The organism is Pseudomonas sp. RW407 (assembly GCF_003176655.1).
Lineage (GTDB): Bacteria > Pseudomonadota > Gammaproteobacteria > Pseudomonadales > Pseudomonadaceae > Pseudomonas > Pseudomonas delhiensis.
The window spans coordinates 829,174-844,287 of sequence record NZ_QGSL01000091.1 but is presented as its reverse complement, the minus strand read 5'-3'; the positions used below and the strand labels follow the sequence as shown (position 1 = coordinate 844,287).

Genomic DNA, 15,114 nt, shown 5'->3' with positions numbered 1-15,114 from the left:
CCCAAGCCCAAGCCCAAGCCCAAGCCCAAGCCCAAGCCGACCAGGCTGCGGCCGCCGCCGACAAGCCGGCAAGCCCGCCGCCGGAGCCGGCCAAGCCGACCGAGCCGCAGAAACCCTGGCACGTGGTGCTGCGCGACACCCAGCTGCGCGGCTACAAGGTGCACCTGGCCGACCGCGTGCCGGCCAAGCCGGTGGCCCTGGACGTCGGCCCGCTGGACCTCGACCTGCAGGACGTCGACAGCTCGCTGACCCAGGCCCTGCAACTGCGCCTGAAGACCGGCATCGGCAACCGCGGGCAGATCGAGGCCAGCGGCAGCGTCATCCCCAACCCGGTCAGCGCCAGACTCAAGGTCGCCACCCGCGACATCGACCTGCGCCTGGCGCAGTCGTACCTCGAGCCCTTCATCCGCCTGGAACTGCGCAGCGGCTTCCTCGCCAGCAAGCTCGACGTCGACCTCAAGAGCACCGAGCCGCTGGCCTTCAGCGTCGGCGGCAGCGCCGAGGTCAGCCAGTTGCACACCCTGGACACCCTCAAGAGCCGCGACTTCGTCAAATGGCAGAAGCTCACCCTCGACGGGCTGGCCTACAAGCATGGCGACAGCCTGGTGATCCAGAGCCTGTCCTTCGAGCAGCCCTACGCGCGCTTCATCATCAACGAGGACCGCAGCACCAACGTCAGCGAGCTGATCATCGCCCAGCCCGAACAGCCGACGGCCAAGGGCCCCGCCAGCCCGGCCAAGGCTGGCAGCGACAAGCCCCTGGGCATCCACATCGGCGGCATCCGCATCAACGACGGCTCGGCCAACTTCGCCGACCTGACCCTGCGCCCGGACTTCGCCACCGCCATCCAGCAGCTGGGCGGCGAGATCGGCACCCTCGACAACCGCAACCCGCAGCCGGCCAGCGTCGACATCAAGGGCAAGGTCGACAAGTACGCCCCGGTGACCATCAAGGGCAGCCTCAACCCCTTCTCGCCGCTGGAGAAACTGGACATCGCCACCAGCTTCAAGCGCGTCGAGCTGACCACCCTGACGCCCTACTCCGGCAAGTTCGCCGGCTACCGCATCCGCAAGGGCCGGCTCAACCTCGACCTGCACTACCAGATCACCAAGGGCCAGCTGAAGGCCGACAACAAGGTGCTGGTGGAACACCTGCAGCTGGGCGAGAAGGTCGACAGCCCCGACGCCGTCGACCTGCCGGTGAAACTGGCGGTGGCCCTGCTCAAGGACACCAACGGCAACATCGACATCCAGCTGCCGGTGGAAGGCGACCTGAACAACCCGCAGTTCAGCGTCATGCCCATCGTCTGGCAGACCCTGCGCAACCTGGTGCTGCGCGCCGTGCAGGCGCCCTTCAAGTTCATCGCCGGCCTGGCCGCCGGCGGTGGCGACGAGGACCTGGGCAACGTGCCCTTCGCCGCCGGCTCCAGCGAGCTGACGCCCGCCGCCCAGGGCAACCTCGACAAGCTCGCCGGCGCGCTCAAGCAGCGCCCGGCGCTGAAACTGGAAGTCGAAGGGGTCAGCGCCGCCGCGGCCGACGGCCCGCTGCTGGCCGAGCAGCGCCTGCAGCAGGAATTCCGCAGCAACTACTACAAGATGCTGCAGCGCCGCGGCGACAAGGTGCCCAGCGACGCCAGCCAACTGGAGGTGCCGGAAGACCTGCAGCCAGCCCTGCTCGAAGGCATCTACCGCACGCGCCTGAAGAAACAGCCACCGGCCGAGTGGCAGCAGCTGGACAAGGACGAGCGCACCGCCAAGCTGCGCCAGGCGGTGCTCGACTCCTGGAGCGGCAGCCAGCTGCTGTTGCGCAAGCTGGCCCAGGAGCGCGGCGCGCACATCAAGGACTATCTGGTCACCAAGGGCGGCCTGGGGGATGATCGCATCTACCTGATCGACGTCAGCCAGGCCGAGGTGGAAAAGGGCGGCGAGGTCGTCACCCAGCTCCATCTCGACAGCGAATGAGGCGAGCCCCGATGAAGTTCCTGCCCCTGCTGGCCGCCGCCCTGCTGCTGGCCAGCGCCACCGCCCGGGCCGACAGCATGCGCTGCGGCAGCGCCCTGGTCAGCGTCGGCGACCGCGCCTGGGAAGTGGAGCAGAAGTGCGGCGCGCCGGACCACCGCGACGACGTCGGCTACACCCTGGGCGGCTACGATCGCCGCGAGTTCAAGGTCGAGGAATGGGTGTACGGCCCGCGCAACGGCGCCACCTACATCCTCACCTTCGAAGCCAACCGCCTGAAGCGCATCGAATTCAAGCGCGACTGACCCGCGGAGCCCGCATGCGCCCCAGCCTCCTCGCCCTCCCCCTGCTGCTGCTCGCCGCCACGGCGCAGGCCGACAGCCTGCGCTGCGGCAGCCGCCTGATCAGCAGCGGCGACACCACCAGCGACGTGCTCGAGCGCTGCGGCCAGCCAGTGGACCGCTCCTACCTGGGCAACCGTATCGTCGTCGGCGACTGGGGCCAGCGCGAGGAGGTGCGGGTGGAGGAATGGATCTACGGCCCCTGGAACGGCATGCTGTATTTCGTGCGCTTGCGCGGCAACCGCATCGACGCCATCCAGAGCAAGCGCAGCAACTGACAGACAGCGCCCGATGCCGGTGATAGTCTCGCGCCATCACCGCCAAGGACAGGTCGCCCATGCTCATCGTGCCCGCCGAACACCCGCTGGACTGGAAGAAGCCGCCGCTGGTGACGCTGCTGCTGATCCTGCTCAACTGCCTGATCTTCTTCGTCTACCAGGGTGGCGACCGGGCCCGCCAGGAACAGGCCATGGGCGTCTACCTGGAGCTGGACCTGCTGGGCCGCGAGCGTGCGCTGTTCGGCGAGGCGCTGGCGCGCCGCGAGAAGCTGGACGACAACCAGAAGCGCGCCATCGAGGGCCTGCGCCGCCAGGACCTGGCCTGGCTGATCCTCCGCGACCTGGAGTTCGGCCATGAGCTGCGCGGCCTGCCGGCCTTCCAGCAGGACCCGGCCTGGCAATCGGCGCGGGCCAGCGCCGAGGCCGCGCGCGACCGCCTGAGTTCGCTGCGCTTCGGCTTCATCCCCGCGCAGTTCAGCCTGCAGGGGCTGTTCGGCTCCATGTTCCTGCACGGCGACTTCTGGCACCTGGCCGGCAACATGGTGTTCCTGTTCATCTTCGGCTTCGCCCTGGAAATCGCCCTGGGCCGTCTCAAATACCTGGCCCTGTACCTGGTCAGCGGGCTCTGCTCCGGCCTGCTGTGGTGGGCGCTGGACCCGGTGTGGGTCACCGGCATCGGCGCCTCCGGCGCCATTTCCGGGCTCATGGGCATGTACATCGGCGTGTACGGGCTGCGGCGCATCCGCTTCTTCTACTGGCTGGGGCCGCTACTCGGCTACTTCAGTGCGCCGGCGCTGTGGATACTGCCGCTGTGGATGGGCAAGGAGCTCTACGGCCTGCTGCGCGCCGCCGACCACGTCAACTACTACGCCCACCTCGGCGGCCTGGCCTCGGGCTTCCTGCTGGTCTGGCTGCCGCGCCACTTCGGGCGCCTGGAGGTGGACGAGGCCTACCTGGCCAAGGAAGACCCGGACGCCGCCTTCAAGCGCGACCTGGCGGCGCTGGATGCGCTGATCGGCCGCTTCGCCCTGGACCAGGCGGCGAGCCGCGGGCAGGAGCTGCTGCTGCGCCACCCCGGGCGCCTGCTGCTGGTGGAGCGCCTGTACGGCGTGGCCGTGTCCCGCCAGGACGCCGCGCTGCTCGGCGCCGTGCTCAAGCAATTGTTCGCCCTGCCGCCGAACGAGGCCGCCGACCTGCTGCGCCGCCTGGCCGACGACAGCGCCGGGGAGAAACAGCGCCAGCTGGCCCACCCCGTGGTGCAACTGCACCTGCTGCAGAGGCTCCTGCAGCTGGAGGACGGACCGCGGGCCCTGGGGGCCTGGCGGCGCCTGGCGAAAAACGGCCAGCACCCGGCGCAACTCCCGCAGATGACGCTGCAACTGGCCAAGCGCCTCGGCGCCCAGCGCGACAGCCAGGGCCTGCGCGAACTGGCGCAGTTCCTTCGCCAGCGCTACCCCGAGGCCGAGCAGACGCGCCAGCTGGCGCTCTACCAGGAGCAGCTGGCGCGCTGACGAAAAAGGCCCCGCCAGCTTGCGCCGACGGGGCCTGGTGCGAAGCCGCCCGGCGTTACAGGCGGTCGCTGAAGTCGCGCACTTCCTGCTCGGCGCGGTCACGGCTCCAGCCGTAACGCTCCTGCAGCTTGCCGACCAGGTATTCGGCATGTCCGTCCGCCACCTTCAGGTCGTCGTCGGTCAGCTTGCCCCACTTCTCCTTGAGGGTGCCGGACAGCTGCTTCCACTTGCCTTTGATCACATCGGTGTTCATGGGGGACTCCCGTTCGCGGGGGGCCCGGGGCGACCCGGGCCCACATGAATCAGTCCACGGCCTTCAGGCCATCGGCGGAGACCGCCGTGACGCCCTTGATGCCCTTCGCGGTCTGGATCGCCAGGTCGCGTTCGGCCTCGGTCTTGACCGTGCCGGACAGGGCCACCACGCCCTTGTTGGTTTCCACCTTGATGCTGGTGCCGCTGATGTCCTTGTTGGCGATCAGGCTGGATTTCACCTTGCTGGTGATCCAGGTATCGGAAACCGCTTCCTCGGTCTTCTGCACGGTGTCATTCGCAGCGAGGGTCGTCGGTTGCGCGAACACCGAGTTGGCGAACGAGAAGCTCAAAGCGGTAGCGGTGGCAGCGGCCAGGGCCAGTTTGCTGAAACGGTGTTTCATGGCGATCTCTCCTGTACTTTGCAAGGAACTGCGACCATGCCTGGCGGCAGTTTCACAAGGGATATCGCAAGCTCCGGGCCAGCTTTTGCGGAAAAACAAACTCCTTAATATTCAATCACTTATATATACAGATCGACACCGGAACATGGGCAATTTGCACAGTAGGCCCCGCCTGGCCGTGCAAACTGCATGGCCCTAGCCGTCCTGGCGGGCCATCTTCTCCAGCACCTGTTCCAGGCTGGCCACCTCGGCGAGCAGCGGCGAGTCCGGGTAGCGCAGGCGGATGAACGCCAGCAGCTTGCCGGCCGGCTCGAGCTGCCCCAGGCCTTCGGCGAAGCCGCGCGCGGCCATCAGGTAGGCCCGCGGAATCTGCGGGTACTGCGGGAAGCGCTGGTGCAGGTTGCGCAACAGGCTGAGGGCTTCGCGGGCCTTGTGGCGCTGCAGCAGCACCTCGGCGATGCGCTCGCACACCAGCGGGTCGTCCGGCAGGTAGTCGGCCTGCAACTGCCGGGCGTTGAGCAGGGCGCTGGCCGCCAGCTGCGGGTTCAGCCGCGTCGCCAGGGGCAGGTAGAGGGCCAGGTGGGCCAGGCAGGCGTCGCGCTCGTTCAGCCCGTACAGCAACTGGTGGTAGCGCTCGTTCAGGCGCAGGTCCTCGGGGTCCTGGCGCAGGGCCGCCGCCAGGGTCTCCATGGCAGCACCGCCCTGCCCTTCCTTCACCCGCACCTCGGCTTCGGCCAGGGCCCGGCGCCGACGCCATTCGGCCTCGGGGAAGCCTTCCACGACGTCGTCGCCGGCCACCGCGTAGCCCAGCGCGCCCTGGTACTGGAACACGGCGTACCCCATCATCGCGCACATCACCACGCCGAAGTAGCCGAGCAGCGCCACCAGCACCGGCATCAGCACCACCTTGGGCAGGCCGAAGCCGAGCAGCCAGGCCAGGTAGTTCGGCGATTGCCAGAGGATGAACAGGAAGACGCAGAGGATCAGGTAGCGCCAACCCATGGCACCGATCACCTGGCCGACTTCCACCGGGCTGAGCGCCGAGCCCAGGCTCTTGTCCAGGGCCAGGCGGATGACGCTGGCCGGCAGCACCAGCACCAGGGCGACGTTCACCACCCAGAACAGCGAGGGATTGTCGAAGTCCGCGGCCAGCCACAGCAGCACCGCGGCCACGATGAACACCGCCAGCTGGCGCAGGAAGGCGCCCAGGCTGGAGAGGTCGAAGGCCTCACCCAGGCCGGGCGCGTCGTTGCTGCCCAGGCTGACAGCCTCGATGACGCTGTGCAGGTACTTGGTGGCCACGCTCAGCAGGGCCAGCCACAGCAGCAGTACGCTGGGCATGAACAGGCTGGCCAGGGCCAGCGCCGCGGCGAACATCAGCGGGCCCGGCTGCAGGGCGTAGGCGAAGAACTTCGGCAGGCGCTCCCAGAACGGCTGGGCGCTGTTGGCCGCGCCCAGGTACTGCAGGCCGTTGCGGCACAGCGGGCAGGCCGGGGCGTATTCCGGCACGTCGGCGTTCAGCGGCACGCAGCAGTCGCCGTAGTGCCGCTGGCACGGCAGGCAGAACCAGGTGGCGGGCTGCGCCTGGTGGTAGTGGCAGTAGTGCTTGTCCATCGGCCTGGCTTTCCTTGCGTGCTGGCGAGGCGCCATTGTCCAGGCAAAAAAAGAGGGCCCGCAAGGGGCCCTCTTTTCATTTTGCTACCGCTTGGAACCTGTTCACGATCTCGCGCGGTGCGCGGCAGATCGTGGACGGGGTTCCTCAGACGCCGGAAGCTTCGGCAGCGGCAACATCCTTGATGGACAGCTTGATGCGGCCGCGGTTGTCCACGTCCAGCACCAGGACCTTGACTTCCTCGCCTTCCTTGAGCACGTCGGTGACCTTGTCGATGCGCTTGTCGCTGATCTGCGAGATGTGCACCAGGCCGTCCTTGCCCGGCAGGATGTTGACGAAGGCGCCGAAGTCGACGATGCGCTCGACCTTGCCGACGTAGATCTTGCCGATCTCGGCTTCCGCGGTGATGCCCAGGACGCGCTGCTTGGCGGCCTCGGCAGCTTCCTTGGTCTCGCCGTAGATCTTCACGCTGCCGTCGTCCTCGATGTCGATCGAGGCCTTGGTCTCTTCGCAGATGCCGCGGATGGTGGCGCCGCCCTTGCCGATGACGTCGCGGATCTTGTCCGGATCGATCTTCATCGACAGCATGGTCGGGGCGTTTTCCGACAGCTCGGCGCGCGGCTGGGCGATGACCTGGTTCATCTGGCCGAGGATGTTCAGGCGCGCTTCCAGAGCCTGCTCCAGGGCGATCTCCATGATCTCTTCGGTGATGCCGTTGATCTTGATGTCCATCTGCAGGGCGGTGACGCCCTTGTCGGTACCGGCGACCTTGAAGTCCATGTCGCCCAGGTGGTCTTCGTCACCCAGGATGTCGGTCAGGACGGCGAACTTGTCACCTTCCTTCACCAGGCCCATGGCGATACCGGCAACCGGCGCCTTGACCGGCACGCCGGCGTCCATCAGCGCCAGGGAAGCGCCGCACACGGAAGCCATGGAGCTGGAACCGTTGGATTCGGTGATCTCGGAAACCACGCGGATGGTGTAGGGGAACTCGTCCTGCGACGGCAGCATGGCGGCGACGCCACGGCGGGCCAGGCGGCCGTGGCCGATTTCGCGACGGCCCGGGCTGCCCATGCGGCCGCACTCGCCCACCGAGAACGGCGGGAAGTTGTAGTGCAGCATGAAGGGGTCCTTGCGCTCGCCTTCGAGGGTGTCGAGCAGCTGCGCATCACGGGCGGTGCCGAGGGTGGCGACGACCAGGGCCTGGGTTTCGCCGCGGGTGAACAGGGCCGAACCATGGGTCTTGCCGAGCACGCCGACTTCGATCTTCAGCGGACGCACGGTGCGGGTGTCGCGGCCGTCGATACGCGGTTTGCCGTTGACGATGTTCTCGCGAACGGTGCGGTATTCCAGCAGGCCGAACACGTCCTTGACTTCGCTGGCCGGGTACTGGCCTTCGCCTTCGCCGGCGAACCTGGCGACGATTTCCTCGCGCAGGGCGTCCAGGGCGGCGTAGCGGTCCTGCTTGATGGTGACGGTGTAGGCCTCGGAGATCGCAGCGCCGAACTCGGCCTTGATGGCGTTGACCAGGGCGGTGTTCTCGGCCGGGGCGCTCCAGTTCCAGGTCGGCTTGCCGGCTTCGGTCGCCAGTTCGGCGACGGCGCGGATGACCGCCTGGAATTCTTCATGGGCGTACAGCACGGCGCCCAGCATCTGGTCTTCGGTCAGCTCGTCGGCTTCGGACTCGACCATCAGCACGGCGTCGGAGGTACCGGCCACGACCATGTCGAGGCTGGAGCTCTGCAGTTGCTCGTAGGTCGGGTTGAGGATGTAGCCGACTTCCGGGTGGAAGCCTACGCGGGCGGCGCCGATCGGGCCGGCGAAGGGAATGCCGGAGATCGCCAGGGCGGCGGAGGTGCCGATCATGGCGGCGATGTCCGGATCGGTCTTCTTGCCGGTGGAAACGACGGTGCAGACGACCTGCACTTCGTTCATGAAGCCTTCGGGGAACAGCGGGCGGATCGGACGGTCGATCAGGCGCGAGGTCAGGGTTTCCTTCTCGGAAGGACGGCCTTCACGCTTGAAGAAACCGCCGGGGATGCGGCCGGCTGCGTAGGTCTTCTCCTGGTAGTGGACGGACAGCGGGAAGAAGCCCTTGTTCGGGTCGGCCTGCTTGGCGCCCACGACGGTGACCAGCACGGTGACGTCGTCCATGGTGACCAGCACGGCGCCGGTGGCCTGGCGGGCGATGCGGCCAGTCTCGAGGGTTACGGTCGATTGACCGAACTGGAATTTCTTGGTTACCGGGTTCACGGTGTCTTTACCTTCACTTAGTTGCCTTGGGGGAAATCGTGGAAATGCCGGGAGTCGGACCCGATTACATTCCCTAAAAAGCGAGAAGCCGGGAGCCCGAAGCCGAAGGCCGGTTCGCACCGCCCATCAACTCCAGACTCCCAGCTTCCCACTTCAGGCTTGCCGTCTTAGCGACGCAGGCCCAGGCGACCGATCAGGGCGCTGTAACGAGCAGTGTCCTTGTTCTTCAGGTAGTCCAGCAGCTTGCGGCGCTGGTTGACCATGCGGATCAGGCCACGACGGGAGTGGTGGTCTTTGCCGTTGGCCTTGAAGTGGTCCTGCAGCTTGTTGATGTTGGCGGACAGCAGGGCAACCTGCACTTCCGGGGAACCGGTGTCGCCTTCAGCTTGCTTGTACTCGTTTACGATCTGGGCTTTCTCTTGGACGCTCAGTGCCATGATGGGCTTTCCTCTGAGGTAACAGGCCAGGGACTTTTCCCTGTGTTCATAAAGGAGGTGTGACCGTGCCTGTTGACAGCCACCCTCGGGTTTCCGGCCTTACGACCGAATCAGTCGACGCGGCGCGATACGCCCGTCGTCGGTCACCTCACCGATACCGATGAAGCGACCCTCGTGATCCTGTACCCGCAGCATGCCGAACTTCGGTGCCTCGGGTGCGCGTACCGGCTGCCCATGCAGCCAGTAGTAGGCGCTGTGCTCGGACAGCTGCAGCAGCGGCCAGTGTTCCAGGCCGGCATCCACCGGCAGCAGGAAGCGGTCGAGGGCCTCGTTGCCGCCCTCGGCGTGGGCCTGCACCAGTTCATCCAGCGTCACCGCCTGGGCCAGCCCGAAGGGGCCTGCCTGGGTACGGCGCAGTGCGGCCACATGGGCACCGCAGCCCAACTCGCGGCCGATGTCCTCGACCAGGGTGCGGATGTAGGTGCCCTTGCTGCAGGAAACGGCCAGGGTGGCGCAGGGCGCCTCGAAGGCCAGCAGTTCCAGGCGCGCAATAGTAACAGAACGCGCCTCGCGCTCCACTACCTCTCCTGCACGGGCCAGCTTGTACAGCGGCTGGCCGTCCTTCTTCAGTGCCGAATACATCGGCGGCACCTGCTCTATCTCGCCGCGGAACCGCGGCAGCACGGCCTCCAGGGCCTCCCGACCGACGGTCACCTGGCGCTCCTCGAGCACCTCGCCCTCGGCGTCGCCGGTGGTGGTGGTGACGCCCAGCCGGGCCTGGGTCTCGTAGCCCTTGTCGGCATCGAGCAGGTACTGGGAGAACTTGGTCGCCTCGCCGAAGCACAGCGGCAGCACACCGGTGGCCAGGGGGTCGAGGCTGCCGGTGTGCCCGGCCTTCTCGGCGTTGAGCAGCCAGCGCACCTTCTGCAGGGCCTGGTTGGAGCTCATGCCGCGCGGCTTGTCGAGCACCAGCACGCCGTCGACCGCACGGCGGATACGTTTCACCTGGGCCACGCCTTACTCCTCGGAACCGCCACCGTGGCGACGGTCTTCGGCCACCGCCCGCTCGATCAGCGCCGACAGCTCGGCACCGCGACGGATACTGGCGTCGTAGCTGAAATGCAGCTGCGGCACGGTGCGCAGCTTCATCGCCTTGCCCAGGTGCATGCGCAGGAAACCGGCGGCGTCGTTGAGGATCGAGGTGTTCTGCTTGATCACCTCGGCATTGTCGTCCTGCCCCATCACGGTGATGAACACCTTGGCGTGGGACAGGTCGCGCGCCACGTCGACGCCGGTGATGGTCACCAGGCCCAGGCGCGGGTCCTTGACCTCGCGCTGGATGAGCAGCGCCAGTTCGCGCTGCATCTGATCGCCGATACGCTGGGTACGGCTGTACTCTTTGGCCATTTTCCTAACCTGCTTCCGGCAGCCCGAAGGCACCGGACGAATAAGCGGCAAACGCCCGGGACAGCGGATGGCCGGCCCGGGCGCTGCGATTACGCTCGTCTGCCCTTACAGGGTACGAGCGACTTCGACCTTCTCGAACACTTCGATCTTGTCGCCGACGCGGACGTCGTTGTAGCTCTTCACGCCGATACCGCACTCCATGCCGGCACGGACTTCGGCAACGTCGTCCTTGAAGCGGCGCAGCGATTCCAGCTCGCCCTCGAAGATCACCACGTCGTCGCGCAGTACGCGGATCGGACGGTTGCGGTGCACCAGGCCCTCGGTGACCATGCAGCCGGCGACCGCGCCGAACTTCGGCGAACGGAACACGTCACGCACTTCGGCGATACCCAGGATGTTCTCGCGGACATCGCTGCCGAGCATGCCGGTGAGGGCTTTCTTGACGTCTTCGATGATGTCGTAGATCACGTTGTAGTAACGCATGTCCAGGCCTTCGGCCTCGACGATCTTGCGCGCACCGGCGTCGGCACGGACGTTGAAGCCGAACAGCACCGCGTTGGAGGCCAGCGCCAGGTTGGCATCGGACTCGGTGATGCCACCGACGCCGCCGCCGACCACGCGGACCTGCACTTCTTCGTTGCCCAGGCCGCTGAGCGAGCCCTGCAGGGCTTCCAGGGAACCCCGAACGTCGGCCTTGAGGACGATGTTGAGGGTCTTCTTCTCTTCCTGGCCCATGCTCTCGAAGATGTTTTCCAGCTTCGCCGACTGCTGGCGGGCCAGCTTGACCTCGCGGAACTTGCCCTGGCGGAACAGCGCGACTTCGCGGGCCTTCTTCTCGTCGGCGACCACGGTCACTTCGTCACCGGCATCCGGGGTGCCGTCCAGGCCGAGGATCTCGACCGGGATGGACGGGCCGGCTTCCTTGATCGGCTTGCCGTTCTCGTCGAGCATGGCGCGCACGCGGCCATAGTTGACGCCGCAGAGGATCATGTCGCCCTGGCGCAGGGTACCGTCCTGGACCAGCACGGTGGCCACCGGGCCACGGCCCTTGTCCAGGCGCGACTCGACCACCACGCCACGGCCGGGGGCCGACGGGGTGGCCTTGAGCTCCAGGACTTCGGCCTGCAGCAGCACGGCTTCGAGCAGTTCGTCGACGCCGGTACCCATCTTCGCCGAGACCGGTACGAAGGGCGCGTCGCCGCCCCACTCTTCCGGGATCACGTCGAGCGCGGCCAGGCCGTTCTTGATGTTGTCCGGGTTGGCGTCGGGCTTGTCGATCTTGTTGATCGCGACCACGATCGGCACGCCAGCGGCTTTCGCGTGCTGGACGGCTTCCTGGGTCTGCGGCATCACGCCGTCGTCGGCCGCCACCACCAGGATGACGATGTCGGTCGCCTGGGCACCACGGGCACGCATCGCGGTGAACGCGGCGTGGCCGGGGGTGTCGAGGAAGGTGACCATGCCGCGGTCGGTTTCCACGTGGTAGGCGCCGATGTGCTGGGTGATGCCACCGGCTTCGCCCGCGGCCACCTTGGCGCGACGGATGTAGTCGAGCAGCGAGGTCTTGCCGTGGTCGACGTGGCCCATCACGGTCACCACCGGCGCACGGGATACCGCCTCGCCTTCGAACTTCAGCGACTCGGCCAGTTGCTCTTCCAGGGCGTTCTCGCTGACCAGCTTGACCTTGTGGCCGAGTTCTTCGGCGATCAGTTGGGCGGTCTCCTGGTCGAGTACCTGGTTGATGGTCACCGGGGTGCCCATCTTGAACATGAACTTGACGACTTCGGCGCCCTTCACCGACATCTGCTGAGCCAGCTCAGCAACTGTGATGGTCTCGCCGATACTCACTTCGCGCACAATCGGTCCTGTCGGGCTCTGGAACCCGTGCTGGTTACGCTTCTTCAGCTTCGACTTGCCGCGACCGCCGCCACGACGACCGAAACTGTCATCGTCATCCACGCCGGAGCGGACAACGCGCGGAGCAGTGGTCTTTTCCTTTTCCTTGATCGACGGGCGATGCTGGGCATGCTTGCGATCACGACGCTCGTCTTCCTCGCCACGCTTCGGCGGACGGCGCACTTCGGCTTCCTTCTTGCGCTCATCGCCGGCAGCCGGAGCGGCGGCGGGAGCGGCAGCCGCAGCGGCAACGGCCGGCGCCTCGGCAGCGACTGCGGGGGCAGCCGGCTGCGGAGCCTGTTCAGGCTGGCGACGGGCCGCTTCCTCGGCCTGACGGCGGGCTTCGGCCTCGGCCTTCTGACGGGCCTCTTCCTCTGCCTTCAGGCGAGCGGCCTCTTCGGCGGCGCGCTGCTCTTCCAGCTCGCGCTGACGCTCGGCCTCGATCTCGTCGGGGCTGCGCTTGACGTAGGTTTTCTTCTTGCGAACCTCGACGCTCACCGTCTTGCTGCCAGCCACCCGCAGGGTGGAAGTGGTCTTACGCTGCAGGGTGATCTTGCGCGGTTCTTCCAGGCGGTCGCCATGGCTACCCTTGAGGTGCGCCAGCAGAGCCTGCTTCTCGTTGTCGGTCACTACCTGCTCGGCACTGCTGTGCGGCAGGCCCGCCTCGCGCATCTGCTGCAGCAGGCGCTCGACCGGCGTATCGACCGTTTTGGCCAGTTCTTTCACCGTGACTTGCGTCATGCATTTCTCTCCTCAGGCCGCGAATGCTTACTCGAACCAATGGGCCCGGGCGGCCATGATCAACTTGCCGGCACGCTCTTCGTCCATGCCGTCGATGTCGAGCAGGTCGTCGATCGACTGCTCGGCAAGATCTTCACGGGTGGTTACGCCACGCAGCACCAGGTCCAAGGCCAGCTCTTTGGTCATGCCATCGAGGCTGAGCAGGTCTTCGGCCGGTTGCGCGTCGGCAAGTTTTTCCTCGGTCGCGATGGCTTTGGTCAACAGACGGTCCTTGGCGCGCGAGCGCAGCTCGTTGACGATGTCCTCGTCGAAGCCGTCGATGTTGAGCATCTCTTCCATCGGTACGTAGGCGATTTCTTCCAGGGTGGTGAAGCCTTCCTCGACCAGCACCTGGGCCAGCTCCTCGTCGACATCCAGCTCGTCGACGAAGCGCTGCAGGATGTCACCGGTCTCGGCCTGCTGCTTGGCCTGGATGTCGGCCTCGGTCATCACGTTCAGCGTCCAGCCGGTCAGCTGGCTGGCCAGGCGGACGTTCTGGCCGCTGCGGCCGATGGCCTGGGCCAGGTTGTCCTCGGCGACGGCGATATCCATGGTGTGGGTATCTTCGTCGACGATGATCGCCGCCACTTCGGCCGGGGCCATGGCGTTGATGACGAACTGCGCCGGGTTGTCGTCCCAGAGCACGATATCCACGCGCTCACCACCCAGCTCGCCGGAGACGGCCTGGACGCGCGAACCACGCATGCCGATGCAGGCGCCCTGCGGGTCGATGCGCTTGTCCTTGGAGCGTACCGCGATCTTGGCGCGCGAACCCGGGTCCCGGGCGGCGGCCATGACATCGATCAGCTGCTCGGCGATTTCCGGCACCTCGATGCGGAACAGCTCGATCAGCATCTCCGGCGCGGTGCGCGAGAGGACCAGTTGCGGGCCGCGGTTCTCGCTGCGGATTTCCTTGAGCAGGGCACGCACGCGGGTGCCGACGCGGAAGGTCTCGCGCGGGATGATCTGGTCGCGGGCCAGCAGCGCTTCGGCGTTGTTGCCCAGGTCGACGATGACGTTGTCGCGGGTGACCTTCTTGACGGTGCCGGAGATGATCTCGCCGACCTTCTCGCGGTAGGCGTCGACCACCTGGGCGCGCTCGGCCTCGCGGACCTTCTGCACGATGACCTGCTTGGCGGTCTGGGCGGCGATGCGGCCGAACTCGATGGACTCGATCTTCTCTTCGATGACGTCGCCGGCCTTGGTGCCCGGATGGCTTTCCTGCACGTCCTCGACGGTCAGCTCGGCGGCCGGGTTGGAGTAGTCCTCGTCTTCGACCACGGTCCAGCGGCGGAAGGTGTCGTAGTTGCCGTTGGCGCGGTTGATCTGCACGCGCAGGTCGACCTCGTCCTCGAAACGCTTCTTGGTGGCGGTCGCCAGAGCCAGTTCCAGCGCTTCGAAAATCACGCCGGGCGGTACGCCCTTCTCGTTGGACACCGACTCAACAACCAGCAGTACTTCTTTGCTCATCGTACGCCTCGCCTTTCAATCCATTGGAATCCGCTTGATCCGCGGCTCACTCAAATCGGGGAATGATGTTGGCCTTATCGATCGAATCGATCGGCAGCAGGTATTCGTGGTCCTCCACCAGGACCACCACGTCCTGCTCCTCCACACCGCGGAGGATGCCCTGGAAGTTGCGCCGCCGCTCGAAGGGCACGCGCAGCTTGATCTTCACTTGCTCGCCAACGTAGCGGGCGAACTGCTCGAGGGTGAACAGCGGACGGTCCATGCCCGGGGAGGAAACCTCCAGGGTGTATTCGCCGCTGATCGGGTCTTCGACGTCCAGTACGCCGCTGACCTGACGACTGACCTTTTCGCAGTCCTCGATCAGGATGCCGTCGGCCTTGTCGATATAGACCCTCAGCAGGGAATGACGTCCCTGGGACAGGAACTCGAGGCCCCAGCACTCGTAGCCGAGCGCCTCTACCACAGGGGCCAGCAAGGCCTGCAACTGTTCTAGCTTGCTCGACACCTGATCGCCTCGC

General features: G+C 66.5%; 14 protein-coding genes. 4 read left to right on the top strand and 10 right to left on the bottom strand.

Annotated features, from left to right (window positions below):
- The 4 genes from DK254_RS16260 to DK254_RS16245 all read left to right on the top strand — a co-directional run.
- On the top strand, positions 1-1,961 hold a 1,961-nt coding region (locus DK254_RS16260; RefSeq protein ID WP_256595880.1), incomplete at its 5' end, for a DUF748 domain-containing protein.
- 11 nt (positions 1,962-1,972) lie between these two features.
- Positions 1,973-2,263 (top strand): DUF2845 domain-containing protein, encoded by a 291-nt coding sequence (locus DK254_RS16255; protein WP_089390245.1) that lies wholly within the window; start codon positions 1,973-1,975, stop codon positions 2,261-2,263.
- Positions 2,264-2,277: 14 nt separating this feature from the next.
- Complete coding sequence (locus tag DK254_RS16250) at positions 2,278-2,577, top strand: DUF2845 domain-containing protein (RefSeq protein ID WP_109934573.1); 300 nt, start codon at positions 2,278-2,280, stop codon at positions 2,575-2,577.
- Positions 2,578-2,636: 59 nt separating this feature from the next.
- The gene (locus tag DK254_RS16245) at positions 2,637-4,088 is read left to right on the top strand and encodes a rhomboid family intramembrane serine protease (RefSeq protein ID WP_109934572.1); all 1,452 of its coding nucleotides are present in this window, start codon (positions 2,637-2,639) and stop codon (positions 4,086-4,088) included.
- A 55-nt stretch (positions 4,089-4,143) separates the two neighbouring features.
- Here DK254_RS16245 and DK254_RS16240 read toward each other — a convergent pair whose 3' ends face one another.
- The 10 genes from DK254_RS16240 to rimP all read right to left on the bottom strand — a co-directional run bounded on the left by DK254_RS16240 (position 4,144) and on the right by rimP (position 15,101).
- Complete coding sequence (locus DK254_RS16240; protein ID WP_109934571.1) at positions 4,144-4,341, bottom strand: CsbD family protein; 198 nt, start codon at positions 4,339-4,341, stop codon at positions 4,144-4,146.
- Between the two features lie 49 nt (positions 4,342-4,390).
- The gene (locus DK254_RS16235; RefSeq protein ID WP_109934570.1) at positions 4,391-4,741 is read right to left on the bottom strand and encodes a BON domain-containing protein; all 351 of its coding nucleotides are present in this window, start codon (positions 4,739-4,741) and stop codon (positions 4,391-4,393) included.
- Positions 4,742-4,936: 195 nt separating this feature from the next.
- The gene (locus DK254_RS16230; protein ID WP_109934569.1) at positions 4,937-6,355 is read right to left on the bottom strand and encodes a hypothetical protein; all 1,419 of its coding nucleotides are present in this window, start codon (positions 6,353-6,355) and stop codon (positions 4,937-4,939) included.
- Positions 6,356-6,500: 145 nt separating this feature from the next.
- Entirely contained in the window at positions 6,501-8,606 is a 2,106-nt protein-coding gene (gene pnp, locus DK254_RS16225) for a polyribonucleotide nucleotidyltransferase (RefSeq protein WP_109934568.1), read from the bottom strand.
- A gap of 167 nt (positions 8,607-8,773) precedes the next feature.
- Positions 8,774-9,043: a 30S ribosomal protein S15 gene (rpsO, locus tag DK254_RS16220; protein WP_009613036.1), complete on the bottom strand. Its 270-nt coding sequence runs from the start codon at positions 9,041-9,043 to the stop codon at positions 8,774-8,776.
- Between the two features lie 99 nt (positions 9,044-9,142).
- The gene (truB, locus tag DK254_RS16215) at positions 9,143-10,057 is read right to left on the bottom strand and encodes a tRNA pseudouridine(55) synthase TruB (protein ID WP_109934567.1); all 915 of its coding nucleotides are present in this window, start codon (positions 10,055-10,057) and stop codon (positions 9,143-9,145) included.
- Positions 10,058-10,060: 3 nt separating this feature from the next.
- On the bottom strand, positions 10,061-10,450 hold the full coding sequence (gene rbfA, locus DK254_RS16210; RefSeq protein ID WP_089390237.1) for a 30S ribosome-binding factor RbfA: 390 nt from the start codon (positions 10,448-10,450) through the stop codon (positions 10,061-10,063).
- A 105-nt stretch (positions 10,451-10,555) separates the two neighbouring features.
- Positions 10,556-13,087: a translation initiation factor IF-2 gene (gene infB / locus DK254_RS16205; RefSeq protein WP_089390236.1), complete on the bottom strand. Its 2,532-nt coding sequence runs from the start codon at positions 13,085-13,087 to the stop codon at positions 10,556-10,558.
- A 27-nt stretch (positions 13,088-13,114) separates the two neighbouring features.
- Complete coding sequence (gene nusA / locus DK254_RS16200; RefSeq protein WP_089390235.1) at positions 13,115-14,596, bottom strand: transcription termination factor NusA; 1,482 nt, start codon at positions 14,594-14,596, stop codon at positions 13,115-13,117.
- Positions 14,597-14,642: 46 nt separating this feature from the next.
- Positions 14,643-15,101, bottom strand: coding sequence for a ribosome maturation factor RimP (gene rimP, locus DK254_RS16195; RefSeq protein WP_089390234.1), 459 nt, complete (start codon positions 15,099-15,101; stop codon positions 14,643-14,645).
- Positions 15,102-15,114 lie beyond the last annotated feature (13 nt).